General features: G+C 74.9%; 21 protein-coding genes and 2 pseudogenes. 17 read left to right on the top strand and 6 right to left on the bottom strand.

Annotated elements, in window-relative coordinates:
- Positions 1-10 precede the first annotated feature (10 nt).
- The 3 genes from PHK61_RS11870 to PHK61_RS11860 are packed head-to-tail and all read left to right on the top strand — an operon-like array spanning position 11 to position 2,051.
- On the top strand, positions 11-844 hold the full coding sequence (locus PHK61_RS11870) for an enoyl-CoA hydratase family protein (RefSeq protein WP_274281182.1): 834 nt from the start codon (positions 11-13) through the stop codon (positions 842-844).
- Positions 841-1,629, top strand: a complete 789-nt coding sequence (locus PHK61_RS11865; protein ID WP_274281181.1) for an SDR family NAD(P)-dependent oxidoreductase — start codon at positions 841-843, stop codon at positions 1,627-1,629. The genes PHK61_RS11870 and PHK61_RS11865 overlap by 4 nt, the downstream gene beginning before the upstream one ends.
- Complete coding sequence (locus tag PHK61_RS11860) at positions 1,626-2,051, top strand: RidA family protein (protein WP_420791385.1); 426 nt, start codon at positions 1,626-1,628, stop codon at positions 2,049-2,051. Before PHK61_RS11865 ends, PHK61_RS11860 begins: the two co-directional genes overlap by 4 nt.
- Here PHK61_RS11860 and PHK61_RS11855 read toward each other — a convergent pair.
- From PHK61_RS11855 to PHK61_RS11840, 4 genes are all read right to left on the bottom strand, one after another.
- Positions 2,048-4,366: a bifunctional salicylyl-CoA 5-hydroxylase/oxidoreductase gene (locus tag PHK61_RS11855; RefSeq protein ID WP_274281180.1), complete on the bottom strand. Its 2,319-nt coding sequence runs from the start codon at positions 4,364-4,366 to the stop codon at positions 2,048-2,050. The genes PHK61_RS11860 and PHK61_RS11855 overlap by 4 nt on opposite strands.
- Positions 4,367-4,368: 2 nt before the next feature.
- Entirely contained in the window at positions 4,369-4,575 is a 207-nt protein-coding gene (locus PHK61_RS11850) for a hypothetical protein (protein ID WP_274281179.1), read from the bottom strand.
- A gap of 10 nt (positions 4,576-4,585) precedes the next feature.
- On the bottom strand, positions 4,586-5,959 hold the full coding sequence (locus PHK61_RS11845) for a phenylacetate--CoA ligase family protein (RefSeq protein ID WP_274281178.1): 1,374 nt from the start codon (positions 5,957-5,959) through the stop codon (positions 4,586-4,588).
- Between the two features lie 88 nt (positions 5,960-6,047).
- On the bottom strand, positions 6,048-6,887 hold the full coding sequence (locus tag PHK61_RS11840) for a PaaX family transcriptional regulator (protein WP_274281177.1): 840 nt from the start codon (positions 6,885-6,887) through the stop codon (positions 6,048-6,050).
- A 165-nt stretch (positions 6,888-7,052) separates the two neighbouring features.
- Here PHK61_RS11840 and PHK61_RS11835 point away from each other — a divergent pair, with 165 nt between their 5' ends.
- Positions 7,053-8,366, top strand: coding sequence for an MFS transporter (locus PHK61_RS11835; RefSeq protein ID WP_274281176.1), 1,314 nt, complete (start codon positions 7,053-7,055; stop codon positions 8,364-8,366).
- 12 nt (positions 8,367-8,378) lie between these two features.
- On the opposite strand, the gene PHK61_RS11830 is transcribed toward PHK61_RS11835, so the two are convergent.
- Complete coding sequence (locus PHK61_RS11830) at positions 8,379-9,212, bottom strand: methyltransferase domain-containing protein (RefSeq protein ID WP_274281175.1); 834 nt, start codon at positions 9,210-9,212, stop codon at positions 8,379-8,381.
- 181 nt (positions 9,213-9,393) lie between these two features.
- On the opposite strand from PHK61_RS11830, the gene hrpB reads away from it, so the two are divergent.
- The 10 genes and pseudogenes from hrpB (at position 9,394) to PHK61_RS11790 (ending at position 20,316) form a co-directional block, all read left to right on the top strand.
- Positions 9,394-11,811 carry an ATP-dependent helicase HrpB gene (gene hrpB / locus PHK61_RS11825; RefSeq protein WP_274281174.1) on the top strand — a complete coding sequence of 806 codons (2,418 nt, stop codon included), beginning with the start codon at positions 9,394-9,396 and terminating at the stop codon, positions 11,809-11,811.
- Positions 11,812-11,950: 139 nt separating this feature from the next.
- The gene (locus tag PHK61_RS11820) at positions 11,951-13,564 is read left to right on the top strand and encodes an MFS transporter (RefSeq protein ID WP_274281173.1); all 1,614 of its coding nucleotides are present in this window, start codon (positions 11,951-11,953) and stop codon (positions 13,562-13,564) included.
- A gap of 330 nt (positions 13,565-13,894) precedes the next feature.
- A pseudogene (locus PHK61_RS32025) lies at positions 13,895-13,945 on the top strand (hypothetical protein); the annotation flags it as partial.
- Positions 13,946-13,966: 21 nt separating this feature from the next.
- Positions 13,967-14,647 (top strand): zinc-binding dehydrogenase, encoded by a 681-nt coding sequence (locus PHK61_RS11815; RefSeq protein ID WP_274281172.1) that lies wholly within the window; start codon positions 13,967-13,969, stop codon positions 14,645-14,647.
- Positions 14,648-14,669: 22 nt separating this feature from the next.
- Positions 14,670-15,245: pseudogene (locus tag PHK61_RS31905) on the top strand (RNA polymerase subunit sigma-70); the annotation flags it as partial.
- Positions 15,246-15,360: 115 nt separating this feature from the next.
- Complete coding sequence (locus PHK61_RS31900) at positions 15,361-15,678, top strand: sigma-70 family RNA polymerase sigma factor family protein (RefSeq protein WP_337993957.1); 318 nt, start codon at positions 15,361-15,363, stop codon at positions 15,676-15,678.
- 89 nt (positions 15,679-15,767) lie between these two features.
- Positions 15,768-17,069, top strand: coding sequence for an enolase C-terminal domain-like protein (locus PHK61_RS11805; protein ID WP_274281171.1), 1,302 nt, complete (start codon positions 15,768-15,770; stop codon positions 17,067-17,069).
- Positions 17,066-17,788 (top strand): FadR/GntR family transcriptional regulator, encoded by a 723-nt coding sequence (locus PHK61_RS11800; RefSeq protein ID WP_274281170.1) that lies wholly within the window; start codon positions 17,066-17,068, stop codon positions 17,786-17,788. Before PHK61_RS11805 ends, PHK61_RS11800 begins: the two co-directional genes overlap by 4 nt.
- On the top strand, positions 17,785-19,500 hold the full coding sequence (locus PHK61_RS11795) for an IlvD/Edd family dehydratase (protein ID WP_274281169.1): 1,716 nt from the start codon (positions 17,785-17,787) through the stop codon (positions 19,498-19,500). Before PHK61_RS11800 ends, PHK61_RS11795 begins: the two co-directional genes overlap by 4 nt.
- Positions 19,501-19,554: 54 nt before the next feature.
- Positions 19,555-20,316, top strand: a complete 762-nt coding sequence (locus PHK61_RS11790; RefSeq protein ID WP_274281168.1) for a dihydrodipicolinate synthase family protein — start codon at positions 19,555-19,557, stop codon at positions 20,314-20,316.
- 8 nt (positions 20,317-20,324) lie between these two features.
- Here the strand turns inward: PHK61_RS11790 and PHK61_RS11785 are convergent, their stop codons facing one another.
- Positions 20,325-21,029: a GntR family transcriptional regulator gene (locus tag PHK61_RS11785; RefSeq protein ID WP_274281167.1), complete on the bottom strand. Its 705-nt coding sequence runs from the start codon at positions 21,027-21,029 to the stop codon at positions 20,325-20,327.
- An 86-nt stretch (positions 21,030-21,115) separates the two neighbouring features.
- On the opposite strand from PHK61_RS11785, the gene PHK61_RS11780 reads away from it, so the two are divergent.
- The 3 genes from PHK61_RS11780 (at position 21,116) to PHK61_RS11770 (ending at position 24,462) form a co-directional block, all read left to right on the top strand.
- Positions 21,116-22,579 carry an Nramp family divalent metal transporter gene (locus PHK61_RS11780; protein WP_274281166.1) on the top strand — a complete coding sequence of 488 codons (1,464 nt, stop codon included), beginning with the start codon at positions 21,116-21,118 and terminating at the stop codon, positions 22,577-22,579.
- Complete coding sequence (locus PHK61_RS11775) at positions 22,576-23,028, top strand: hypothetical protein (protein WP_274281165.1); 453 nt, start codon at positions 22,576-22,578, stop codon at positions 23,026-23,028. Before PHK61_RS11780 ends, PHK61_RS11775 begins: the two co-directional genes overlap by 4 nt.
- A 489-nt stretch (positions 23,029-23,517) precedes the next feature.
- Positions 23,518-24,462 carry an alpha/beta hydrolase gene (locus tag PHK61_RS11770; RefSeq protein ID WP_274281164.1) on the top strand — a complete coding sequence of 315 codons (945 nt, stop codon included), beginning with the start codon at positions 23,518-23,520 and terminating at the stop codon, positions 24,460-24,462.
- The last annotated feature ends 34 nt before the right edge of the window (positions 24,463-24,496 follow it).

Genomic DNA, 24,496 nt, shown 5'->3' with positions numbered 1-24,496 from the left:
AGGACCCTTCATGCTGGCCAGCCCGTTCCGCGCCTCGGCGCCCCTCACCACCGCGTGGGAGCACTTCGCGTTCTCGGTCGACGACGGGGTCGCCACCGTCCGGCTCGACCGCCCGGAGAAGTACAACCCGCTGACCTTCGACAGCTACGCCGACCTGCGGGACCTGCTCCACGAGCTGCCCCAGCGCGGGGACGTCCGGGTGCTGGTGATCCGCGGCGAGGGCAAGGCGTTCTGCGCGGGCGGCGACGTCAACGAGATCATCGGCGAGCTGATCACGATGGGCGCCCGCGACCTCATGGCCTTCACCAAGATGACCGGCGACGTCATCAAGGCGATGCGCGAGTGCCCGATCCCGATCATCTCGGGCATCCAGGGCGTCGCCGCGGGGGCCGGTGCCGTCGTGGCGCTCGCGTCGGACTTCCGGGTCGTGGCCCACTCCGGGAAGTTCGCCTTCCTGTTCACCAAGGTCGGTCTGTCGGGCGGCGACATGGGCGCGGCCTACCTCCTGCCGCGGGTGGTCGGCGCCGGGCGCGCCACCCAGATGCTGATGCTCGGTGACACCGTCGACGCGACCACCGCGCACTCGTACGGCCTGGTCAGCGAGCTCGTCGCCGACGACGAGCTCGACGCCGCGTGCTCCCGCCTGGCCCGCCGGCTCGCCGACGGCCCGACGCTGGCCTACGCGCAGACCAAGTCGCTCATCACCCGCGAGATGGACATGCCGATCGGCCCCGCCATGGAGCTGGACGCCATGACCCAGGCGCTGCTCATGACGACCCACGACCACGCCGAGTTCCACGCCGCCTTCACCGAGAAGCGCGAGCCGCGCTGGACGGGGCGATGACCCCGGAGCGGATGACGCCGGGGCGGGTCTGCCTGGTCACCGGCGCCGGCAGCGGCATCGGCGCCGCGGTGGCCGGGCGCCTCGCCGCCCGGGGCCACCGCGTCGCGACGGCGGCGCGCTCGCGGGACGCCCTCGACGCGGTCGCCGCGTCGATCCGCGCGACGACCCCGCAGGCGGAGGTCCTGCCCGTCACCGCCGACGTCACCGACGACGGGGACGTCGAGGCGATGTACCGCGCGGTCGAGGACCGGTGGGGGCCGGTCGAGGTGCTGGTGGCGGCGGCCGGGACGGGGTTCGGCAAGGCCCTCGTCGACACCACCGACGAGGAGTGGCGCGGGGCGCTGGAGCTCAACCTGACCGCACCGTTCCGCTGCCTGCGCCGGGCGCTGCCGGCGATGCTCGAGCGCCGGTGGGGGCGCGTGGTGGTCATCGCCTCGGTGGTCGCCAAGCGCGGCGAGGCGCAGGTCGCGGCCTACACCGCCAGCAAGCACGGCGTGCTCGGGCTGGTGCGCTCGGCCGCCGCGGAGCTCGCGGCCACCGGCGTCACCGTCAACGCGATCTGCCCCGGGTACGTCGACACGCCGATGACCGACCACACCGTCCGGGCGATCAGCGCCCGCTCCGGGCGCACCCTCGCCGAGGCGCGCGACACCCTGGCGCGCCGGCAGCCCATCGGGCGGCTCATCACGACCGACGAGGTCGCCGACGCCGTCGGGTTCTGCGTCGAGAACGGTGCGGTGACCGGGCAGGGCATCAACGTCGACGGAGGAGCCGTGCAGTCGTGACCGAACCGGCCGGGCGCATCGCCCACATCAACCCGCCCGAGCTCGGCAAGCCGTCGGGGTTCTCGCACGCCGTGCGGACGACCGGCGGCGAGAACGTCCACCTGGCGGGGCAGACGGCGTTGGACACCGACGGCGTGATCGTCGGGGAGACCGTCGTCGAGCAGTTCGCGCAGGCGCTGGGCAACCTCGTGACCGCGCTGCGCGCCGCCGGCGGCACGCCCGCCGACCTCGTCAGCCTCACCATCTACATCGTCGACGTGGACGACTACCGCGCGCACTCCCGCGAGCTCGGGCGGGTGTGGCGCGACCTCATCGGCGAGGCCTACCCGGCGGTCGCCGGGATCGGCGTGACCCGGCTCTGGGACGCCGAGGCCCTGGTGGAGGTGCAGGGCACCGCCTGCGTGCCCGCCCCGTCCGGCTAGGGGTGCTGCTCCCGGCGCCGCGCCGAGAGCCCGGCCTGGTACTGCTTGGGCACCGCCACGCCCTCGAAGCCCTGGTCGAGCGCGGCGTTCCACGTCCAGGACGGGTCGACGAGGTGCGGGCGCGCGATCGCGCACAGGTCCGCCCGGCCCGCCGCGACGATCGTGTTGGCGTCCTCCACCGAGGCGACGGCGCCGACGGTGATGGTGGGGACGCCGCACTCCTGACGGATGCGGTCGGCGAACGGGGTCTGGTAGAGCCGGCCGTACTTCGGCGCCGCGTCGGTGGAGGTCTGGCCGGTGGAGACGTCGACGACGTCCGCGCCGTGCGCGGCGAGCATCCTCGCCAGCGCGACGGCGTCGTCCCCGGTGAACCCCGGGCCGACTCCCTCCAGGCTCTCGACCCAGTCCGTGGCACTGATGCGCACGCTGATCGGACGGTCGTCGGGCCACACCCCGCGCACCGCGTCGAGGATCTCCAGGCCGAGCCGCGCGCGGTTCTCCAGCGACCCGCCGTAGGCGTCGGTGCGCCGGTTGGAGAGCGGGGACAGGAAGCTCGAGACCAGGTAGCCGTGGGCGTAGTGCAGCTCGAGCAGGTCGAAGCCGGCCTCCGCGGCGCGCCGCGCCGACGCGACGTGGGCGGCGACCACGGCGGCGATGTCGTCGTGGGTCATCTCCCGCGGCACCGGGCTGTCCGGGCGGTAGGGCAGCGGCGACGGGGCGAGGACCTCCCACCCGCCCGACTCGAGCGGGTCGTCGATCCCCTCCCACATCACCTTGGTCGAGCCCTTGCGGCCCGAGTGGCCGATCTGCATGCCGATCAGCGAGGCGCTGTTGCCGTGGACGAAGTCGACGATGCGGGTCCAGGCCTGCTGCTGGGCGTCGTTCCACAGGCCCGGGCAGCCGGGGGTGATGCGGCCCTGCGGCGTCACGCACGTCATCTCGGCCATCACGAGGCCGGCCCCGCCGGTGGCCCGGGCGCCCAGGTGCACGAGGTGCCAGTCGGTCGGCACCCCGTCGACCGCGGAGTACTGCGCCATCGGCGAGACCACGATGCGGTTGGGGAAGACGCGGTCCCGCAGCCGGAAGGGGTGGAACATCGGCGGGGTGCCGTCGGCGACCTCGAGGCCGGCCGCGCGGGTCCGGCCGACCAGCCAGGCGTCGAGCCGGGCCACGTAGTCGGGGTCGCGCAGCCGCAGGTTGTCGTAGGTGATGCGCTGGCTGCGCGTGAGCAGCTGGAACACGAACTGCTCGGGCGCGAGGTGGCGGTAGCGGGGCAGCCCCTCGAACCACTCGAGGCTCGTCTGCGCGGACCGCTGCAGCGACGCCACCACCGGCTTGCGTTCGTCGGCGTAGCTCTTGAGCGCGGCCTCGACGTCGTGCTCCCGGTCCAGCGCGCCGGCCAGCGCGATCGCGTCCTCGAGGGCGAGCTTGGTGCCCGAGCCGATCGAGAAGTGCGCGGTGTGCGCGGCGTCGCCGAGGAGCACGACGTTGCCGGTCGACCACTGCTCGTTGTGCATCACCGTGAAGGCGAGCCAGCCGGAGTTGTTGCCGATCAGCCGGTGGCCGTCGAGGTGCTCGGCGAAGACCTCCTCGCAGAACCGCATCGACGCCTCGTCGTTCTCGCCCGGCCGCCGCGGCACGGCCGCGTTCGCGTCGAGGCCCGCGCGCCGCCAGGTCGCCTCGTCGGTCTCGACGATGAACGTCGAGCGGGTGTCGTCGAAGGGGTAGATGTGCGCCCAGAACAGCCCGTGCGGGGTGTCGACGATGAGGAACGTGAAGCAGTCGAACGGGCGGTCGGTGGCGAACCAGGCGTAGCGCGCGGTCCGGCCCTCGGTGCGCGGCGAGAGCTCGTCGGCCAGGGCGCGGCGGGTGGGGCTGTTGACGCCGTCCGCGGCGAGCACGACGTCGTGGCGCCGCCGCAGCTCGGCCAGCGGCGGTGCCTCGGTCTCGTAGCGGACGTCGACGCCGAGCTCGCGGGCGCGCTCGCCGAGGATCTGCAGCAGGCGCTTGCGCTCGAGGGCGGCGAACGCGTGGCCGTCGGAGCGCTCGGTGGTGCCCAGGAAGTCGACGTCGATGGCGCTCCAGTGCCGGAACTCGGCCTGGATGCGGTCGATCGACTCGGGGTCGGCGTCGGCGATGTTCTGCAGGGTCTCCTCGGAGAAGACCACCCCGAACCCGAACGTGTCGTCGGCCGCGTTGCGTTCGTAGACGGTGATCCCGAGGTCGGGGTGGGTCTTCTTGAGCAGGATCGCGGTGAACAGACCCGCGGGGCCGCCGCCGATCGAGGCGACCGTCCGGAGCGACGAGCTCGTCATGGTCAGACCCCGTCGTCGAGCAGGTGGTCGTAGCGCAGGCCGAGATCCGTGACGACCACGCCGAGGTGGGCGAGCGCGGCCCGGACGCCGGACGCGGCGCACGGGGCGAGGTCCGAGGCCAGCAGCGCGTGGAGGTCGTCGTACGCGGTCAGCAGCGAGCGCTCGGCCTCGGTCAGGGGCGTGCCGAGCAGGTCGGTGTCGTCGGACATGGCTGTTCCTCTAGACGGAGAGCTCGGAGATGCCGGCCGGGGTGCCCGCCGCGGCGCGCTGCTCGGCGCGCAGGTCGGTGAGGCGCTTCGCCTTGAGCTCGAAGCGCGGCAGCGACCCCGTCTCGGCGCGCCGGACCAGGAAGCGCAGCCCTTCGTGGGCGTCGGCGAGGTCGGTGGTGAGGTCGCGGGCGAGGGCGGCCCAGCCGTCGTCGGCCAGGGTGGGGTGCGGCTCCACCAGGAGGATGACCTCGTCGCGACCCTCCAGGTGCTCGAGGCGCACCTGGAACTCCTCGATGCCCTCGTGCCCGCGCACGATCGCCTCGATCGCGCCGGGGTAGACGTTGGTGCCCCGGACCAGCTTCATGTCGTCGACGCGGCCGATGATGCCGCCCTCGTAGAGATCGAAGGTGCGCCCGTTGCCGGCGGTCTCGCCCGGCACCTTCACCACGAGGTCGGCGGTCCGGTAGCGGATCAGCGGGGTGGTGCTGCGGCCGAACGACGTGCACACCCGCTCGCCGCGCTCGCCGTAGTCGACCTCGCGGCCGGTGGAGGGGTCGACGACCTGCTCGATGAAGTGGTCCTCGATGACGTGGCACCCGCCGGGCTGGTTCGCGGGCTCGAACATCACGATCGTCGACACCTCGGTCATCCCCGCGGTGTCGAACGCCTTCGCGCCCCAGGCCCGCTCGATGAGGGCCTTGGTCTCCGGGATCGAGCCGGCCGGCTCGCCGGAGAGGATCAGCGTGTGCACCGCGCTGCGCGGGAGGTCGACGCCGAGGGACTCCGCCTCCTGGGCCAGCCGCAGCGCGTACGTCGGGGTGGACGCGACGACCGTGGCGCCGAAGTCGACGATCTGCTGCACGCGGCTCGCGGTGGTCTGCGCGCCCCCGGGCACGGTGAGCGCGCCGATCTTCTCGAGCCCGCCGTGCAGGCCCCAGAACCCGATGAAGGAGCCGTAGCCGAACGCGACGTAGCCGACGTCGTGCGGGCGCACGCCGGCGCCCCACAGCGCGTAGCACCACATGTCCGCGGCCCACGACCAGTCCTTGCGGCCGTCGAGGGCCCGCAGCGGCGTCCTCCCGGAGGTGCCGCTGGTGGTGTGCACCCGGATGGCGGCCTCCGGACCGACCACCGGCAGCTCACCGAACGGCGGGTGGGCCTCCTGGCCCGCCATCCACTCCTCCCGGGTGAGGAAGGGGAGACGGTCCAGGTCGGCCCAGGTGCGCAGCCGGTCGGGGTCGACGTCGCGCAGCGTGCGCCGGTAGTGCGGGCTGCGGGACCGGGCCCACGCCACCTGCCGGCGCAGCTTGGCCAGCTGCAGCTCGCGCAGCTGCTCGCGGGGGAGGGTCTCGGTCTTGGGGTTCCAGAAGTGCTCGTCGGCCATGGCGGGCCACACTCCGTCGGCCTGTATTGCGTCTATATTGCGGCGGTCACGACGACACACTACGACGTGTCCGGTGCCGGTCAACCCCTCACGGCGCGACGACGCGGTCGACGTGGCGCCGCGCGAGCGGCGCGAGGAGCTCGCGGAGCTCCATGACGAGGTCCTCCGCGCGCACGCCCGTCCAGTCGGGCGGCAGCGACTCCAGCGGCAGCCCGGGGTCGAGGTAGGGCAGGCGGCGCCATGCGGTGACGATGCCGACCCAGTCGACGAACGCCTGCGCGTCCCCGGTGTCCCCCTCGCCCGACCGCCAACGGGCGCGGACCGGGGCGAAGCGGTCGAGCCACTCGGCGTACAGCTTCTCCATCGCGCGGAGGTCCCACCAGGCGGCCACCGTCTCGGACGCCGACTCCGCGCCGCGGTGCGCGCCGACGAACAGGTCGGCGAACCCGCGCAGCCCGACCCGCTCCAGCGCCCCGACGACGGCGGGCTCCAGGTGCGCCGGCGCCACCCAGGTGCCCGGTCCGACCGTGCCGAGCCCGAGGCGGGTCAGCGTGGTGCGCAGCGTGTGCCGCTTGTCGCGCTCGGCCTCCGGGACGGAGAACACCACCAGCAGCCATCCGTCGCCGACCGCGGCGCGGGTGCGCTGGAAGATCCGCGTGTCGCCCTCGGCGAGGATCGCCTCGGCGTCCGGCGAGAGCCGGTAGCCCGCCGCGCGCCCGACCTTCTCGGCCTCGAGCAGCCCGCGCTTCTTGAGGCGGAAGATCGACGACCGGACGGCCTGCTGGTCGACCCCCAGGTCGCTCATGAGGGCGACGAGGTCCGCGATCGACATCCAGCCGCCGCGCTCCCGGCCGTAGAGGCCGTACAGCGTGACGATCAGCGCCCGCGGGGCCCTCGAGCCGACGACCCCCTCGTCGCTCTCGTCCATGGCCAGCGAGGCTAATCCTCCCGGCACCGGCGGGCTCGACCTCGCACGTCCCGTCGCCGAACCCGGCGAACCGGACCTTGCCCCCGCAACGGGCGCGGCGTTAGCGTTGCGCTCCCCTGACGGGCGTCATGATCGCAGCATTCGTCGGACTCCGAGGAGCACTCCATGGAGGACCCCGCCACAGCCCGCCCCGGCCCGGCCGTCGAGGACGGCGACGCACCGGCCAGGGTCCGGTCCCGCGCCACGGTGATCGGCCTGTGCTGGCTCGCGATCGTCGTGGACGGCTACGACCTGATCGTCTACGGCACGGTGCTGCCGACCCTCATCAGCAGCGAGTGGCAGCTCACCCCCGCCGCGGGCGGGCGCATCGGCGCGGCCGCCCTCGTCGGGATGCTGCTCGGCGCCCTGGTCGCCGGCTTCCTCACCGACCGCATCGGGCGGCGACGGCTGATGGTGCTGTGCATCGCGTGGTTCTCCGCGGCGATGGCCGTCTCGGCGCTCGCGCCCACCCCGGAGCTGTTCGGCGTGACGCGGTTCGTGGCCGGCATCGGCCTCGGCGGCGTGGTCCCCACCGCGATCGCGCTCACCGTCGAGTTCGCCCCTCCGGGGCGGCGGAACGCGTCGAACGCGCTCATGTTCTCGGGCTACTCGGTCGGCGGGGTGCTGGCCGCCCTCGGCGGCATCGTGATGATCGAGGCGTTCGGCTGGCGGTCCATGTTCTGGACCGGCGCGCTCGTCGGCGCCGTGCTGGTCGTCGTGGTGTGGGCCCTGATGCCCGAGTCGGTGGTCTACCTGGTCGGCCGCGGACGGCACCGGGAGGCGACCGCGGTCGCCCGCCGGTACGGCATGGACGTGCCCGAGCCCGCCGGGGACACCGGGGCACGCACCGGTGGGCTGCGCCAGCTGCTGCGCCCCGAGCACCGCGCCGGCACCCTGCTGTTCTGGGGCGGGACGGCCGCGGGGCTGCTGCTGGTCTACGGGCTCAACACCTGGCTGGCGCAGATCATGCGGCAGGCCGGCTACCCGCTGGGCGGGGCGCTGGGCTTCCTGCTCGCGCTCAACCTCGGGGCGATCCTGGGCGCACCGCTGTTCGGGACGCTGGCCGACCGGATCGGCCCCCGCCCCGTGGTGACCGGGATGTTCCTCGCCGCGGCCGGCTCGATCCTGCTGCTCATGGTCGAGCTGCCCACCGTGCTGCTGCTGTCGCTGGTCGCGATCGCCGGCGCGTGCACGATCGGCACGACGATCATCGTCAACTCCTTCACCGCGACCTACTACCCCGACCACCTGCGCGCCGTCGGTCTGAGCTGGGCGCTCGGCGTCGGGCGCATCGGCGCGATCACCGGCCCCCTCTACGGCGGTCTGATCATGTCGGTCGGGTGGGGCTTCCAGGCCAACTTCCTGGCCTTCGCGATCCCGGCCGTGATCGGGGCGGTGCTGATGGCGCTGGTGCCCGGACGGGCCGCGGCGCGGTCGTGACGCACCACCGGGTCATCCCCGGGCGTCGTCGTCGCCGGGGTCGGGCCGCCGGGCCCGGACCTGGTGCATGCGGGCCTGGACGAACACGGTGCCGGGACGCTCGGCGCCGGCCGCGACGGCCGTCCGGACGGCGCTGACCTCGTCGGGAGTCGCCGCGCCGGCCGAGGCGATCGCGTCGTGCATGTTGTCGAGCAGCTCCGCGAGGAACATCTTCTGGACCGCGGTGATCATCCGGTTCTCGACGGTCTGCTCGCGCACGTCGACCAGTCCGGCCGCGCCGAGGTGCGCCCCGAGCCGCGGTCCGATCGTCGGATCGCCGCCGTGGAAGCGCACGGTCCTGCTGTAGATCTCGACCAGGTCGTCGAGCGCGGGCTCATGCGGCTCGGCGTGCAGCGTCGGGGTGAAGAGATCCTCGACCGCGACCACCCCGCCCGGGCGCACCGCCGCGACCATCGCGCGCAGGGCCGCCATGGGCTCGACCAGGTGGCTCAGCAGCAGCCGCGCGTAGGCGAGGTCGACGTCGGCGACCGGGAGCTGCTCGCGGGAGGCGTCGGCGTGGAGGAACGTGGCCTCGACCCCGGCGTCCCGGGCGGCGCGGCGGGCGATCTCGAGCGCGTCCCCGTCGGCGTCGACCCCCACCACGCGGCCCGACGCCCCGACCTCGCGCGCCATGTCGAGGGCGACCTGGCCGTCGCGGCAGCCGACGTCCAGGCACGAGGCACCGGCGGCGAGGCCGGCGCCCCGCAGGAAGGCGAGGGTCGAGTCGGCCATCACCGTCGACATGCGGGCGAGCCGGTCGGCGTCGGTCGCCCCGCCCGCGATCGTGTAGCCCGCGCGATCGTCCATCCCCGGCCCCCTCCGTCGGTCCCCGCCGTCGGTCCCGGCGGTGAGCCTGCCAAGCGCCGCCGGGCGCGTCGACGATCCGACGTCCTCGACGATCCGACGTCCTCGACGACTCCGGGGGCCGGACGGTCCGAGCAGCGGCCGCGACGAGGGGGAGGGCGCCGCGGGTGGTAGACCGGGCGGTGTGATCGACGAGGTCGACCTCGACCTGCCGGTGCGCGCGGCGCTGCCCGAGCTCGCGGCCGCGCTGGACGACCGCGGGGCGGCCGTCCTCGTCGCCCCGCCCGGCACCGGCAAGACGACGCTGGTGCCGCTCGCGCTCGCCGGGACGGTCGGCGCACGGGTCCTCGTCGCCGAGCCCCGCCGCGTCGCCGTCCGCGCCGCGGCCCAGCGGATGGCGTGGCTGCTCGGCGAGCCGGTGGGCGAGCGGGTCGGGTACGCGATCCGCGGCGAGCGGCGCGCCGGCCCGCGGACACGCGTGGAGGTCGTGACGACGGGGCTGCTCGTGGCCCGGCTGCAGCGCGACCCGGAGCTCGCGGGCGTCGACGCCGTCGTCCTCGACGAGTGCCACGAGCGCCACCTCGACACCGACCTCGCGCTCGCCTTCGCCGTCGACGCCCGCGCCGGCCTCCGCCCGGACCTGCGCCTGCTCGCGACGTCCGCGACGGCCGCGGCCGACGACCTCGCCGCCGCCCTCGCCGGCCCCGTCGTCACCGCGCCCGACCCGATGCACCCCGTCGAGGTCGTCTGGAGCCCACCGCCGCGTCCCGTGCCGCCGCCGCGCGGGATGCGGGTGGAGCCGGCGCTGCTCGACCACGTCGCCGCGGTGGTGCGCGGCGCCCTGGACGGGAGCGCCGGGGACGCGCTCGTGTTCCTGCCCGGGCGCCGGGAGATCGACGACGTCGCCCGCCGCCTGGGTGCCGTCGACGCCGAGGTGCTCACGCTGCACGGCGGGCAGGACGCGGCGCACCAGGACGCGGTGCTGGCCGGCCCGACCGGCAGGCGTCGCGTGGTGCTGGCGACGTCGATCGCCGAGACCAGCCTGACGGTGCCCGGGGTGCGGGTCGTCGTCGACGCCGGGCTCTCCCGGCGCCCGTGGACCGACCACGCGCGGGGCCTCGACGCGCTGGTCACGGTGCTCGCGTCGCAGTCCTCGGCGACCCAGCGCGCCGGGCGCGCGGGCCGGGAGGCGCCGGGCACGGTGCACCGCTGCTGGTCGGAGGCCGAGCACGCCCACCGCGACCGCCACGACGCCCCCGAGGTGGCGCACGCCGACCTCGCCGGTTTCGCGCTGCAGCTCGCGCGGTGGGGCACGCCGGACGGCGCGGGGCTCGCGCTGCTCGACCCGCCGCCGGCGACCGCGTTCGGGGCCGCGCGGGCGGTGCTGCGCGGGCTCGGCGTCACCGACGACGACGGGCGCATCACCGGGCGCGGGAGCGCGGTGGCGACGGCCGGGGTGCACCCCCGCCTCGGGCGCGCCCTGCTCGACGGCGCGGAGGCCGTCGGGACGGACACCGCGACCGAGGTGGTGGCGCTGCTCGCCGCCGACGTGCCGGGCGAGGCCGACGACCTCGACGAGCGCCTGCGGGCGGCCCGGGCCACGCCGGACCCGCGGTGGCGCGCGGAGGTGCGCCGGCTGCGCGGGGTGGACGGGCTGCCCCGCCGGGGCTCCCGCGCGGGCGGCGCGGCGGTCGTCGTCGCCCTCGCCTACCCCGACCGGCTCGCCCGGGCCCGCGGCGAGGACGCGCGCGAGTACCTGACGACCGGTGGCACCGGGGTCGAGCTCGCGGCGGGGTCGCGGCTCCGGGGCAGCCCGTGGCTCGCCGTCGCCGACGCCGTGCGCGGCCCGGGCGACCGCGTGGCGCGGGTGCGGCTCGCCGTGCCGATCGACGAGGCGATCGCCCGCGAGGCCGCGGCGGGCTGGTGGCGCGACGACGCGGTGGTGGCCTGGGAGGACGGCGACGTCGTGGCGGAGCGCCGCGAGCGCCTCGGCGCGATCGTGCTGGCCCGCCGGCCGCTGGCCCACCCCGACCCGGCGGCGGTGGCGGCCGCCGTGCGCGAGGGCCTGGCCGCCGAGGGGCTCGGGCTGCTGCGCTGGGACGAGGCGGCGACGGCGCTGCGGGCCCGGCTCGCCTTCCTGCACGCCGCGCGGGGCGACCCGTGGCCGGCCGTCGACGACGCGGCGCTGCTGGCCCGTCTCGACGCGTGGCTCGACCTCACCCGGGTGCGCCGCCGGGCCGACCTCGCGCGGGTGCGGGTCGCGCCCGCGCTGCGCCACCTCGTGCCGTGGTCGGAGGCCGGCCGGCTCGACGAGCTCGCGCCGACCACCGTCACGACCCCGTCCGGGCGCACCGTCCGCGTCGACTACACCGACCCCGCGGCCCCGGTCGTCGCCCTCACGGTGCAGCAGGCGTTCGGGTGGGAGCGGGCGCCGGTGCTGGCCGGCGTCCCGGTCGTCGTGCACCTGCTCTCCCCGGCGGGACGCCCGGCGGCGGTGACCGCGGACCTGGCGTCGTTCTGGGACTCGGGCTACCCGCAGGTGCGCGCGGAACTGCGGGCCCGCTACCCGAAGCACGCGTGGCCGGACGACCCGCGGCGCTGACCAGCTCGTCCCCGGACCTCGAGGTGCCGCGCGGCGGAGGTGAGCCGACGGGTCATCCGTGCGGGATGAGCCCCGCCGGGGCTTCCCGTCCCAGGCTGGTCGCGCCGGGGGGAGTCACGACCGGGGGGAGGGGCCGAGGATGACCGCGAGCGGGTCGCGCACGATGCCGTTGCTGACCCTGGGGGCCGCGCAGTTCCTGGTCGTGCTCGACACGTCGGTCATGAACGTGTCGATCAGCCAGCTGGTGGCGGACTTCGACACCGACGTCACGACGATCCAGCGCGTCATCACCGTCTACACGATGGTCATGGCGGCGTTCCTGCTCACCGGCGGGACGCTCGGGGACGCCTGGGGCCGCCGGCGGACCTTCGCCGTCGGTCTCTGCGTCTACGCGGTCGGCTCGCTGCTCACCGCGCTGGCCCCGACCGTCGCCGTGCTGACCCTCGGCTGGTCGATCATCGAGGGACTCGGGGGCGCCCTCGTGCTGCCCGCCCTCGCCGCCCTCGTCGGCGGGAACTTCGCCGCGGGCCGCGAGCGCACGCTCGCCTACGGCGTGGTCGGGGCCCTGGCGGGGGCGGGCATCGCGGTCGGGCCCCTGCTCGGTGGCTGGGTGACCACCTACCTGACCTGGCGCCTGGTGTTCGCCGGTGAGGTCGTCGTGGTGCTGCTCATCCTGCTCGGGCTGCGCTGGGTGGCGGACGCTCCGCTCGACGGGCCCCGGCCCCGCCTCGACCTCGTCGGCGCGGCGCTCTCGGTGCTCGGGATCGCCCTCGTCGTCCTCGGGGTCCTCCAGAGCACGACATGGGGCTGGCTGCGTCCGCGGGACCCGGAGGTGACGGTGCTCGGGTTCGCCCCGACGCTGTTCGTGATCGCCGCCGGCCTGGCCGTGCTGGCCGGTCTCCGCGCCTGGGTCCGCCACCGGGAGGCGATCGGGCGGGACCCGCTCCTGCGCTGGTCGCTGACCGCGGTCCCCCCGTTGCGGGCGGCGCTGTGGTGCCTGCTCGCCCAGAACCTCGTGCTGCTCGGGCTGTTCTTCTCGATCCCGCTCTACCTGCAGGTCGTCCTCGGACTCGACGCGTTCCAGACCGGACTGCGGCTGCTGCCGATCTCGGCGACCATGCTGGTCACCGCGCTCGCCGCTCCCCGGCTCGCCGGGTTCCTGGCGCCGCGCCAGGCCGTGCGGCTGGGCTTCGGCATCCTCGTGGTCGCCATCCTCTGGTTGCTCGCGACCGTCGAGCCGGAGCTCGACGACGCCGCCTTCGCCGGGGCGACCGCCCTGCTCGGCGTGGGGATGGGCCTGCTCGCGGCCCAGCTCGGCAACGTCGCCCAGTCCAGCGTGGGGGAGGACGACCGCGGCGCCGCGGGCGGGCTGCAGTACACCGCGCAGAACCTCGGTTCCTCCCTCGGTACCGCCTTCGTGGGATCGGTGCTCATCGGCGCCCTCGGCGCGGCGGCGTCGCGCGGGATCGGCAGCGACGCCCGGATCTCCGCCGACCTCGCGGGCCAGGTCGGGGTCGCGATCTCGCGCGGGCTCGACTTCGTCTCCCTCGGCCAGGCGCAGGCGGCGCTCGCGCAGGCCGGTGTCCCGCCCGAGCAGGCCGCCCCGGTGCTCGAGGCCTACGCGGACGCCCAGTTGCAGGCCCTGCGCGCCGGGATGCTCGCGACGGCCGCGATCGCCGCGGCGAGCCTGCTGGCGACGAGCGCCCTGCCCGCCACGCCGGCCCGGCAGGCGAGCGCGGCCGACACCCGCTGACCCGACCGATTCCTTTCCGCGCCGGCACCGGTCCGACCACCGGGGCGGTCCCACGCCGGGGCACGCCCGCCGACGCCGAGGAAGGGCCGATGCACCGATGAGCACTCCGACCACCATGCGCGCGCTGCAGCAGACCTCGCTCGCGGGCACGCAGGACATGCGGCTGATCGACGACGCGCCGGTGCCGGGGCCCGGGCCGGGCGAGCTCCTGGTCCGGGTGCGGGCCGCGGGCGTGAACCTCGCCGACGTCTCCCGGGCGCGCGGCACGTTCCGCGACGGCCCGCGCCCTACCTCGCCGGCTTCGAGGCGGCCGGCGAGGTCGTCGCGCGCGGCGAGGGGGTCGCCGCACCGCGGCTCGGCGACCGCGTCGTCGGCGTCGGGGACGGCGCCTTCGCCGAGTACGTGGTGCTGCCCGCGGCCGCGGCGATGCCGGTGCCCGACGGGTGGACCGACGAGCAGGCGCTGGGCCTGGTGGTGAACCGGCCGACCGCGCTCGCCGCCCTGCGCCTCGGCGGCGTCGCCGCCGGGCGGACCGTGCTTGTCCACGCCGCGGCGGGCGCCACCGGCCAGGCCGCGGTCACGATCGCGCGGCACGTCGGCGCGACGGTGATCGCCACCGCGTCGCCGGGCAAGCACGCGACCGTGCTGGCGCGCGGCGCCCACCACGTCCTGGACTCCCGCGGCGACGACATCGCCCGCGAGGTGCGGGCGCTGACCGATGGCGCGGGCGTCGACCTCGTGCTCGAGTCGGCGGGCGGCGCCGGCTTCGCGGCGAGCCTCGCCGCGGCCAAGCGGGTCACGGGGCGGGTCGTCGTGTTCGGCCTGGCGGGCGGCGAGGCCTCGCTCAGCAACTGGGGGCTCGTGTACGAGCACCAGGTCCACGTCATCGGCCTCAACCTCGGCGTCCTGATCCGCGCCGCGCCGCAGGTCCTCGGCGAGGTCATGGCCGAGCTGTCCGCGCTCCTGGCCGGCGGGGTGCTGACCCCGGGTCGGCCCACCGTCTACGACCTCGCCGACGGCGCGCGGGCGCTCACTGACCTGGAGGCGCGCAGCACCGTCGGCAAGCTCGCGCTGCTGCCGTGAGCGGGCCCCGCCGTAGGCTGCCGTGGTGACCTCGGGCGCGGGGGCCGTGCTGGAGCCGGAGCGCTTCGCCGCCGAGACCGAACGCTTCCGGCGGGAGCTGCTGGCGCACTGCTACCGGATGGTCGGCTCCGCCCACGACGCCGAGGACCTGGTGCAGGAGACCTACCTGCGCGCCTGGCGGTCGTCCTCGTCGTTCGAGGGCCGCGCGTCGATCCGGACCTGGCTGTACACGATCGCCACGAACGTCTGCCTGACCGCGCTGCAGCCCCGCCGGATCCGGGTCCTGCCGACCGGGCTGGCCGGCCCGGACGACGGCCACGGCCCGCCGACGCCGCTGGCCCCCGACGCGGTGTCGTGGCTGGAACCGCTGCCCGAGGCGTGGGTCGCCGCGCCCGCGCAGGACCCGGCCGCGGTGGTGGTCGACCGCGAGTCGGTGCGGCTGGCGCTCATCGCCGGCCTGCAGCACCTGCCCGCCCGCCAGCGGGCGATCCTGGTCCTGCGCGACGTCCTCGCGTTCTCCGCGGCGGAGACCGCGGCCGTGCTCGGCACCACCGTCGCCGCGGTGAAGAGCGGCCTGCAGCGCGCCCGCGCCCGCCTGCACGAGGTCGAGCCGCAGCCGGCCGACCTGCTCGAACCGGCCGATCCCCGGGCGCGCGCTGCTCGACGGGTACGTCGCCGCCTTCGCGCGCTCCGACGCGGCGCTGCTGGAGGAGGTGCTGCGCGCCGACGCGGTGCTGGAGGCGACGCCGTTCCCGGGCTGGCAGTCCGGGCGCGCGATGTGCCTCCACGTGCTCGGCACGTACGTGCTGGGCACCCCGGGCGACTGGCACCTGGTCCCGACCGTCGCCAACGGGCAGTCCGCGGCCGTCGTCTACCACCGCGACGCCCTCGGCGTGCTCCGGGCCGACGGTGTCGTCGTCGTGGCGCCCACGGCCGCGGGGATCGCGCGCGTGACGAAGTTCCACGACCCGGCGCTGGTCACGGTGTTCGGCCTCCCGGACCCGTGGCCGCACGCGCCGCTTCGCGACTAGACATCTGATGTCTCGCCCTGTCACGGTGAGGATTCCGCCGGTCGCAGGCGGCGGTGCCGTGCCGCAGGGTCGAGAGATCAGAGGACACCATGCCCGGGGTCATCGTCGACGTGGAGACCGTGGACCTTCGCTTCCCGACGTCGCGTGCCCTCGACGGGTCGGACGCCATGAACGAGGCGCCGGACTACTCGGCGGCCTACGTCGTGCTGCACACCGACGTCGGGCTCGAGGGGCACGGGTTCACGTTCACGATCGGGCGCGGCAACGAGCTCGCGCTCGCGGCCGCGGAGGCGATCGGCCGCCGGGCGCGGGGCTGGCCGGTCGACGAGCTCGCCGCCGACCCGGGTGGCTTCTCGCGGCACCTCCAGGCGGACAGCCAGCTGCGCTGGCTCGGACCGGCCAAGGGCACCATCCAGCTCGGGCTCGCCGCGGTCGTCAACGCCGCCTGGGACCTGATCGGCAAGGTGGCGGGCCAGCCGGTGTGGAAGGTCCTCGCGGACATGTCGCCGCGGCAGCTGGTCGACCTCGTCGACTGGCGCTACCTGCGCGACGTGCTGACCCCCGAGGCCGCCGTCGAGATGCTCGAGAAGCAGGTCCCCGGACGCGGGGAGCGGGAGGTCGCGCTGCGTGCGGAGGGCTACCCGGCGTACACGACCAGCGCCGGGTGGCTGGGCTACGACGACGACAAGCTGGCGCGCCTGTGCCGGGAGGTCGTGGACGCCGGCTGGGACGCGGTCAAGCTGAAGGTCGGGAGGGATCTCGCCGAGGACGTGCGCCGGTGCGCGCTCGCGCGCGAGGTGATCGGGCCGGCCCGCCGCCTCATGGTCGACGCCAACCAGACCCTGGGGGCCGGCGACGCCGTGCGCTGGGCCGAGGCGCTCGCGCCCTTCGACATCTGGTGGTTCGAGGAGCCGACGAGCCCCGACGACGTCCTCGCGCACGCGACGATCGCGCGCGCCATCGCCCCCACCCGCGTCGCGACCGGCGAGCACGCGCACAACGCGGTGATGTTCAAGCAGTTCCTGGCCGCCGGCGCCATGGGTGTCTGCCAGCTCGACGCGGCGCGGCCTGGCGGCGTCGACGAGGCCGTCGCCGTCCTGCTCCTCGCCGCCGCGCACGACGTGCCCGTCTGCCCGCACGCCGGCGGGGTCGGTCTCTGCGAGCTCGTCCAGCACCTCTCGATGGTCGACTACGTCGCGATCAGCGGCTCCCGCGAGGACCGGATGATCGAGTACGTCGACCACCTCCACGAGCACTTCGTCGACCCCGTGCGGATGCGGGGCGCGTCCTACCTGCCGCCGAGCCGTCCCGGCTACAGCGCCGAGATCCTCCCGTCGTCCCGGGCCGCGTACGCCTTCCCCCACGGTTCGGCCTGGAGGGCCGGGTCGTGACGCGGACCGGGGGGAGCACCAGGACCGGGAGCGTCGTCGACCGGGTGATCGGGGCGCTCGTCGCCCGCGTGGAGAACGGCGAGTTCTCGGCGGGGGAGCGCCTGCCGCCGGAGGCGGACCTGGCGGCCGAGCTCGACGTCTCGCGCCTGTCGCTGCGCGAGGCGGTGCGCACGCTCGCGGGGGCGGGCGTGCTCGAGGTGCGTCGCGGCGACGGCACGTTCGTCAGCGATCTGCGTCCCGATCGACTGGTGCGCGCCGGCGGGACGTTCCTCGACCTCGTCGGCGAGCACGGCGTCGCCGAGCTGTTCGAGTGCCGCCGCGTGCTGGAGCCCGGTGTCACCGCCCTGGCCGCGACCCGCATCGACGAGACGGCCCTCCGGGACCTCGAGGACCGGCTGGAGCACATGCGGGCGCTGAGCGACCCCGAGCGCCTCGTCGCCCAGGATCTCGACTTCCACGCCGCCATCGCCGTCGCGGGCGGCAACCCGACGCTCGCGTCGCTGACCGCCGCCGTCGCCGGGCGCACGGCCCGGGTGCGGATCTGGCGCGCGATCGTCGAGTACGACGTCCTGTCCTGGACCCACGACCAGCACGTGGCGATCGTGCGGGCCCTGCGCGCGCGTGACTCGCTCGCCGCGTGGACCGCGGCGACCACCCACGTCGTGGAGGTCGAGGAGTGGGTCCGGGCCCACATGACGACCGCGGGAGGACGAGCATGAGCGGACGCAGCACGGCGTGGTTCGGGGCGCAGGGCCGATCCGGGATGATCCACCGCTCCTGGATGCGCAACCAGGGCGTCACCGACGAGGTCTTCGACGGCCGCCCGGTGATCGGCATCGCCACCACGTGGTCGGAGCTGGTGCCCTGCAACGCCCACCTGCACCGCGTCGCCGAGGCGGTCAAGCGGGGCGTGTGGCAGTCCGGCGGGTTCCCGCGGGAGTTCCCGTGCACCGGGCTCGGCGAGACCCTGCTGCGGCCCACCGCGATGCTCTACCGCAACCTCCTGGCGATGGAGGCCGAGGAGCTGATGCGGGCCAACCCCCTCGACGGGCTGGTCCTGCTCTCGGGGTGCGACAAGACGACGCCCGGCCTGCTGATGGCCGCGGCCAGCGTCGACCTCCCGGCCGTCATGGTCACCGGCGGCCCGATGCTCAGCGGCCGCTACCAGGGCCGTCAGCTGGGTTCGGGCACGCAGGTGTGGCGCTTCGAGGAGGAGCTCGCGGCCGGGACGATCACGCAGGCCGAGTGCGCCGTCGCGGAGGGTGCGATGGCGCGGTCGCCGGGGCACTGCATGACGATGGGGACCGCATCGACGATGGCGTGCCTGGCCGAGGCGCTCGGGATGCAGCTGCCGTACTCGGCGACGTGGCCCGCCGTCGACGCCCGCCGCGACGAGACCGCCCAGCGGGCGGGGCAGCGCATCGTCGAGCTCGTCCGGTCCGACGTGCGGCCTTCGGCGATCATGACACGGGAGGCGTTCGAGGACGCGGTGCGGGTCAACGCGGCGATCGGCGGCTCGACCAACGCCGTCATCCACCTCGCGGCGGTCGCGGGCCGCCTGGGGGTGCCGTTCACGCTGGACGACGTCGACGCGCTGGGGCGCGACGTGCCCACGCTGGTCGATCTCGAGCCCTCGGGCCGGTTCCTCATGGAGGACCTGTGCTACGCGGGCGGGCTGCCGGCGGTGATGGCCGAGATCGCCGAGCTGCTCCACCTCGGGCGGCCCACCGTGGCCGGCGGCACCGTCGGGGACGCCATCGCGGACGCCGCGTGCTGGAACCGCGAGGTCATCCGGCCGTTCGACGAGCCCCTCGCGCCCGCCGGGAGCGGCACGGCCGTGCTGCGCGGCAATCTCGCCCCGGACGGTGCGGTGATCAAGCAGTCGGCGGCGTCGCCGTCCCTGCAGCGGCACCGGGGTCGCGCGCTGGTCTTCGACTCGCCCGAGCGGTACCGGGCGGTCGCCGACGAGCTCGATGCCCCGGACTGCGACGAGTCGACGGTCCTGGTCCTGCGCCACTGCGGACCACGGGGCTACCCGGGCATGCCCGAGGTCGCCAACGTCAGGCTCCCGCGCAAGCTGCTCGCGCGCGGGGTGCGGGACATGGTGCGGATCTCCGACGGGCGGATGTCGGGCACGGCCTACGGCACGGTCGTGCTGCACGTCGCGCCGGAGGCCGCGGTCGGGGGACCGCTCGCGCTCGTGGAGACCGGGGACGAGATCGAGCTCGACGTGCCTGGCCGGCAGCTGGTCCTTCACGTCGACGACGACGAGCTGGCCCGGCGCCGGGAGCGCTGGCGGGCCCCCGTCGCCCCGGACACCCGCGGCTGGGCCCGCCTCTACACCGAGCACGTGCTGCAGGCCGACCGTGGCGCGGACCTCGACTTCCTGGTCGGCGCGAGCGGGGCCGAGGTCCCGCGCGAGTCCCACTGACCCACCACTGACCCACCACTGACCCACCACTGACCCCACCGGAGAGGAATCGACATGGATCCCGTCTTCACCGGCATCGGCGTCGCCCTGGTGACGCTCTTCGACGACCACCGCGCGGTCGCCGCCGACGCCACCGCCGGGCTGGCCGCGCGCCTGGTCGAGCTCGGCGCCGACGCGATCGTGGTGGCCGGCACGACGGGCGAGGCCGACGCGCTCGACGACGACGAACGCCTGCGGCTGTTCACCGCCGTGCGCGCCGCGGTCGGTGACGCCGTGGTCGTGGGCGGCACCGGAGCCGCGTCGACCCACCAGGCCGCCCGGCTGACCGCGCGGGCCGTCGACACCGGCGTCGACGCCGTCATCGCCCGGACGCCCCGGGGGCTCGCGGACCCGAGCGGCTACTACCGGGAGCTGGCCGAGGTCGCCGGCTCGACCCCCGTGCTCGCCTACCACTTCCCGGCGGTGTCACCGCCCGGCATCCCGGTGGAGACGCTGCCCGCGCTGCCCGTCGCGGGCTGCAAGGACTCCTCGGGCGACCCGACCCGGCTGCTGGCCACCGTCGACTCCTACGCCGGACCCGTCTGGACCGGGAACCCCGCGCTGATCCACATGGCCGGAGCCCTCGGCGCCGCGGGCGGCATCCTCGCCCTGGCCAACGTCGCCCCCGAGCTCTGCGCGGCCGCGTTCGCCGGCGATGGCGGCGCGATGCGCAAGTTCACCGCGACCCACCTCGCCTGCGAGCGCGACTTCCCCCGCGGGGTCAAGCAGCTCGTCGCGGAGCGGTTCGGCACGTCGGAGGTGCTGCGGATGGGATGAGACGCCGCTCAGCCGCGCGTGGGGCCGCCGGCCTCCTCGGACACCGGGCGCAGGCGCTCGTAGCAGGCGGCCTCGAGGTGCTCGCGCATCGCCGCCTCCGCCGCCCCGGGGTCGCCGTCGAGGACCGCGCGCGTGATGCGGCGGTGCTCGGCGATGGTCTGCTCGCCGAGACCGCGGTCGTAGTGGAGCCGGAAGATGTGCAGGTGGCAGTGGGTGCGCTCGAACGCCCGCCGGACCTGCGCGCTGCCGGCCAGCTCGGCCACGAGGACGTGGAATCGGGTGTCGTGCGCGGCGAGCGCCTTGTAGGAGTCGTAGGTGTCGTCCGCCGGCGTCGCGCAGGAGCGCATCTCGGCGTCCAGGCGCGCCCGCCCCTCCGCGTCGCTGTGCTCGGCGGCCCGCCTCGCCGCCCACGGCTCGATGAGCAGCCGGAACTGGTAGAGATCGTCGAGCTGCTCGCGGGTGAGCAACGGCGTGGTCCGGTAGCCCCGCAGCGGCTCCTTGACCACGAGCTCGGCCGACTCGAGACGCGCGAGCGCCTCCCGGACCGGGGTGGGCGAGACCCCGAGCTGGCGCGCGAGGCCGTCGATCGAGACCCGGGCGCCCGGCTCGATGGCGTTGTCCATGATCAGCGCCTTGATCGCCTCGTGGACGTCGTCGGCCAACATCTGACGCCGCGGTAGCGGGCCGATCGCCCTCGGCGCTGCGGTGCTCACGACCGTCCTCCCCGTGCACCCCTTGACGCGTGAGGGGCCTCACACGCACCCTACAGGAAATTTCCTACACGATCTGAGTGATCGACATGTCCACATCCGAGACAGGACGGGTCACGGGCCCCGAGCTCCGGTTGCCCGAGGCGCCTGCGGCCCTGCGACAGCGCCGGGTCGGCGTCACGACCGCCCTGCGGTACTTCGGGCCGGGCGCGATCATCGCGTCGCTCACGATCGGCAGCGGCGAGTCCATCCTCGCCTCCCGCGAGGGCGCCGTGTTCGGCTACGCCGTCCTCTGGGCCGTCGTGGTGGGCTGCTTCGCCAAGGGCGCGCTGGTCTACGCGTCGAACCGCTACATCACCCTCACCGGCGAGCACCCGATGCGCCGCTTCGCGCGCGTGATGCCGGGACCGCGCGGCTGGTTCCCGATCGTGCTGGTGGTGATCTGCTTCGCCTCCTTCCCGGGGTGGGCCAGTGGTGTGGCGACGGCCCTCGGGGACTACCTGGACGCCCTGGGGCTCGGCAACGCCACCCTGTGGGCGATCGGCGTGCTGGTCGTGGCCGCGGCGCTGTCCTACATCGGTGGCTACGCGGTGCTGGAGAAGGTCCAGGTGGCGATCGCCGGCGTCATGGTGCTGCTGGTGCTCATCGCCGTGTTCGTGTCGAACCCGGACTGGCTCGGCGCCCTCCGCGGGCTGCTGCCGATCATCCCCGACTACGCCCCCTTCGTGGCCGAGCGATACCCCGACGTCGCGGAGACGTCGGTGTGGGTCGAGCTCGCGGTGTTCATGGGTGGTCTCGGCGGCGGGATGTACGACTACATCGGCTACACCGGCATGCTGCGCGAGAAGAAGTGGGGGATGCTCGGCCACCGGGACGCCGCCCGGACCGAGGAGGATCTCGCGGCGAAGGACGACCGCGCACCGATCCCGCTCTCCACCGACTCCGAGGACGTGGCCAACGCCCGGGCCTGGAGCCGCGCGCCCCTCTTCGACATGCTCGCGGCGTTCCTGGCGCTCGGTGTCATCGCCGCCGCCTTCATGATGAACGGGGCGACGATCCTCGGAGCGCAGCAGCAGGTGCCCGAGGAGAACGACGTCCTGACCTACCAGTCGCAGTTCTTCGGCGTGGTGGCGCCGGTGTTCGAGTACTTCTACATCGTCGCGATCGTCATGGTCCTCTTCGGGACGATCTACGCGATCTGGGAGGCCTACTCGTGGACCGCCTACGAGAGCCTCGCGGCGGTCTCCGAGAGGGTGCGGGCGCGGGGGCAGCGCGGCATCCGGCCCCTCGTCTACGGCTGGACCGGCGTCATCGCCCTGATCGCGATCGTGTCCGACCTGAGCTTCACCGACCTGGTCACGCCCGCGTCGATCCTGGGCGGCGTCCTCGCCTGCGGCATCTACGGCGCCGGGCTGGTCTACATCGACAAGGTCAACCTGCCCGGGCCCTACCGGATGGGGCGGACGCTGCGCACGCTCGTCGTGCTCGGCTCGGTGTTCCTCACCGTCTGCGGCGTGATCGCGATCCTCGAGCTGGTGGGGGCGATCGCGTGACCACCTCGGTGTCGTGGCGTCACGCCGTGCTCGGGCTGGGCTTCCTGATCCTGGCCGGCGTGCGGGCGTCCCAGGGGGCGCCCGTGTGGGCGGTGGTCTTCGTGCTCGCGGGCGCGGCCAACGTGTGGCTCGCGCTGCGCGGCGAGGCGCGGGCCGGGGTCCCGACGGTGCCCGCCGACGTGGACCCGCGCGAGGTCGAGCGCGAGCGGGCGCGGTGCGTCGCCGCGCTGCGCAAGTGGCAGGTGCTCGCGCTCGGCGGGGCGCTGCTCGCCGCCGGGCTCCTGGCGGTCGAGCCGCCCCTCGCGGTGCTCGGCGCAGCGGCGGCGCTGTTCGCGGTGCTGCGGTGCCGGCGGGTGCGGCGCTACGCGGCGACGCTGGCGCCACGACCGAGCGTCGCGCCCGCCCCGTCCCCGCCCGGGGCGTCCCGCCACCCGGCCGCCGTTCGCTGAGCACGGAGCGCGGAGGACGTCGCCGGGCCCGGCACACCATCCTCCCTCTGCCGTGTCCCACCGAGCGACCGCGGGGTCGAACGGGTGTCCGGTCGGCCCGCTCCCGGTCGGGGAACGAGAAGGTTCGGTCGAGCCGCTGTCGCCACCCGGGGCCCGCGGGGTGGTGTCCGTCGGCGGTGAGGCGGCCGGGAGGCCACGGGCCACGGCCCGTACTCGCGACTCGCCGCGAGCAGGGACTCCAACCAACGCGAAGGGCAGGCCCATGATGATCGTGGCGTTCTGCAGCGCGGGCACACCACCCACGGCCAGCATCCCCACGGTGAGCAGGCCCGTGGCCACCGCGTCTCGTTGAGGCGATCCGTGGCGAGGACGGGGTGGGTCGCGGGGTCGCGGTCATCGAGTGCCTCGCCCCCCGCCTGAACCCCGTCCTGCTGCCGACGGGCACTTCGGCACTGTTCGCCGCCGCGTGGATCCTCGACCGTTGACCGCATGTCCGTTGACGTGCAGCCCGACGTCCAGCCCCTCTCCTTCGCCTCCGAGGGTGTCGCCTGCCGCGGGCGGCTCTACCGGCCGACCGGTACCGCCCTCGCGCCGTGCGTCGTCATGGCGCACGGCTTCTCCGGGACCATGGACTGGATCCTCCCGGCCTTCGCCGAGCGCTTCGTGGCCGGCGGACTCGCCGTGCTCACCTTCGACTACCGGCATTTCGGCGAGAGTGAGGGGGTCCCGCGCCAGCTGGTCGACAGCGCGCGTCAACGCGCCGATCTGCGCCGGGCGGTGGAGCTCGCTCGGAGCCTTCCCGAGGTGGACGCGGAGCGGATCGCGCTCTGGGGGTCCTCGCTGGGTGGCAGCCACGTCGTCGAGCTCGCGGCGACGGACGACCGACTGGCGGCCGTCGTCGCCAACGTGCCGGCCCTCGACGTCTGGCGTGGCGGAGGCGACCTCCGCGAGGAGATGGCGCAGCGTGGGCTCCGTTTCCGGGAGGTCGCGAGCGCCACGGTCCAGCTCGTCGGAGCAGCCGTGGTGGACGAGGTGCGCGGCTTCCTGGGTCGGTCCCCGCGGTACGTCGCGGTCTACGGCGCGATGAACAAGGCGATGTTCAGCGACCCGGCCCTGGCCGGGTTGTTCCGCGAGCTCGAGGCGAACAGCACCTCGTGGGAGAACAGGGTGGCTCCGCGCTTCCTCCTCCACGCCCCGCGCTACCGGTCGGGAACCATGGAGCGCATCCGCGCACCGCTGCTCGTCACGCTGGCCCGCGACGACACCGAGATCTCCTGGCGCTTCGTCGCCGACCGCGCGGTCCGCGCACCGCGGGCGGAGATCAAGATCTTTCCGGTGGGGCACTTCGACGTCTACCACGGCGGCACGTTCGACGAGGTCGCCGACGAGCACCTCGCGTTCCTGCAGCGGCACCTCGGTCCGACGCCGACGTGAGGCCGGGCCGAGGGCCTGCTCGGCGACGACCGCG

It is taken from the genome of Actinomycetospora lutea, from assembly GCF_028737205.1.
Taxonomy (GTDB): domain Bacteria; phylum Actinomycetota; class Actinomycetes; order Mycobacteriales; family Pseudonocardiaceae; genus Actinomycetospora; species Actinomycetospora lutea.
The sequence above is the reverse complement of the archived record's forward strand: the minus strand, read 5'-3'. Positions and strand labels throughout refer to the sequence as shown.

Excerpts from the sequence above, each read along its gene's own strand:
- PHK61_RS11870 (WP_274281182.1), top strand. The coding sequence starts at position 11 with ATGCTGGCCAGCCCGTTCCGCGCCTCGGCGCCCCTCACCACCGCGTGG.
- PHK61_RS11865 (WP_274281181.1), top strand. The coding sequence starts at position 841 with ATGACCCCGGAGCGGATGACGCCGGGGCGGGTCTGCCTGGTCACCGGC.
- PHK61_RS11855 (WP_274281180.1), bottom strand. The coding sequence starts at position 4,366 with ATGACGAGCTCGTCGCTCCGGACGGTCGCCTCGATCGGCGGCGGCCCC.
- PHK61_RS11850 (WP_274281179.1), bottom strand. The coding sequence starts at position 4,575 with ATGTCCGACGACACCGACCTGCTCGGCACGCCCCTGACCGAGGCCGAG.
- PHK61_RS11845 (WP_274281178.1), bottom strand. The coding sequence starts at position 5,959 with ATGGCCGACGAGCACTTCTGGAACCCCAAGACCGAGACCCTCCCCCGC.
- PHK61_RS11840 (WP_274281177.1), bottom strand. The coding sequence starts at position 6,887 with ATGGACGAGAGCGACGAGGGGGTCGTCGGCTCGAGGGCCCCGCGGGCG.
- PHK61_RS11835 (WP_274281176.1), top strand. The coding sequence starts at position 7,053 with ATGGAGGACCCCGCCACAGCCCGCCCCGGCCCGGCCGTCGAGGACGGC.
- PHK61_RS11830 (WP_274281175.1), bottom strand. The coding sequence starts at position 9,212 with ATGGACGATCGCGCGGGCTACACGATCGCGGGCGGGGCGACCGACGCC.
- PHK61_RS11820 (WP_274281173.1), top strand. The coding sequence starts at position 11,951 with ATGACCGCGAGCGGGTCGCGCACGATGCCGTTGCTGACCCTGGGGGCC.
- PHK61_RS11805 (WP_274281171.1), top strand. The coding sequence starts at position 15,768 with ATGCCCGGGGTCATCGTCGACGTGGAGACCGTGGACCTTCGCTTCCCG.
- PHK61_RS11795 (WP_274281169.1), top strand. The coding sequence starts at position 17,785 with ATGAGCGGACGCAGCACGGCGTGGTTCGGGGCGCAGGGCCGATCCGGG.
- PHK61_RS11790 (WP_274281168.1), top strand. The coding sequence starts at position 19,555 with ATGGATCCCGTCTTCACCGGCATCGGCGTCGCCCTGGTGACGCTCTTC.
- PHK61_RS11780 (WP_274281166.1), top strand. The coding sequence starts at position 21,116 with ATGTCCACATCCGAGACAGGACGGGTCACGGGCCCCGAGCTCCGGTTG.
- PHK61_RS11770 (WP_274281164.1), top strand. The coding sequence starts at position 23,518 with ATGTCCGTTGACGTGCAGCCCGACGTCCAGCCCCTCTCCTTCGCCTCC.